The sequence below is a fragment of the Streptomyces sp. NPDC127092 genome, from assembly GCF_042722475.1.
In the GTDB taxonomy this organism is placed as follows: domain Bacteria; phylum Actinomycetota; class Actinomycetes; order Streptomycetales; family Streptomycetaceae; genus Streptomyces.
The window spans coordinates 1-1,192 of sequence record NZ_JBHXFE010000329.1; the positions used below are offsets into that span (position 1 = coordinate 1).

At 66.9% G+C, this 1,192-nt stretch carries 1 protein-coding gene; it reads left to right on the forward strand.

Annotated elements, in window-relative coordinates; all coding sequences use genetic code 11:
• Window positions 1–181: 181 nt before the first annotated feature.
• Window positions 182–1,192 (forward strand): acyl-CoA dehydrogenase family protein (locus ACFWJO_RS40135; RefSeq protein WP_386873284.1); only part of this gene is annotated, 1,011 nt, incomplete at its 3' end.

Below are 1,192 nucleotides of genomic sequence, written 5' to 3' on the forward strand. Positions count from 1 at the left end.
CTGATCGAGTTCGTGGCGGCCACGGTGCCGCCGTACAAGAAGGTGCGCGAGGTGGTCTTCGTCGACGAGTTGCCCCAGTCCCCACGGGGTGCGGTCCTGCGGTCCGCGTTGCGCGACCGTCTGAACGACGTGCACGCCGAGCAGAGCACGGAGAGATGATGAATACGGGACAGGTGGAACGATGACACGACTGGCGCAGACCGCCGGGCTCACGGACACCCAGGGCGAGATCGTCTCGGCGGTACGCGAGTTCGTGGACAAGGCGATCATCCCGCAGGCGCAGGAGCTCGAACACTCCGACACGTACCCGACGGCGATCGTCGAGCAGATGAAGGAGATGGGCCTGTTCGGGCTCACGATCCCCGAGGAGTACGGCGGCATCGGGGAATCGCTCCTCACCTACGCACTGTGCGTCGAGGAAATCGCGCGGGGCTGGATGAGCGTGTCCGGGGTGATCAACACCCATTTCATCGTGGCGCACATGATCGCCAATCACGGCACACCCGAACAGAAGGCCCACTACCTGCCACGCATGGCGACGGGTGAACTGCGCGGCGCGTTCTCGATGTCCGAACCCGAACTGGGTTCCGACGTCGCCGCCATCCGGACCAAGGCGGCGCGGGCAGCGGACGGCAACTACGTGATCGACGGCCAGAAGATGTGGCTGACCAACGGCGGGTCGTCGACGCTGGTGGCGGTGCTGGTCCGCACCGAGGAGGGTGCGGCCAAGCCGCACGACAACCTCACGGCGTTCCTCATCGAGAAGCCCGCCGGGTTCGGCGAGGTGCTGCCCGGGCTCACGATCCCCGGGAAGCTCGAGAAGATGGGCTACAAGGGCATCGACACCACCGAGATGGTGTTCAGCGGCTACCGGGCCGCGGCCGACACGATCCTCGGCGGCGACCCGGGCCGCGGCTTCCGGCAGATGATGGACGGCGTCGAGGTCGGCCGCGTCAACGTCGCCGCCCGCGCGTGCGGGATCGCCCAGCGCGCGTTCGAACTCGGCGTGAAGTATGCAAAAACACGGGAGACGTTCGGGTCGCAGATCGCCGAACACCAGGCCATCGCCTTCCGGATCGCGGAGATGGCGACCAAGGTCGAGGCGGCACACCTGATGATGGTCAATGCCGCGCGGCTCAAGGACTCCGGCGAACGCAACGACGTCGCCGCCGGGATGGCCAAGTACCTGGCG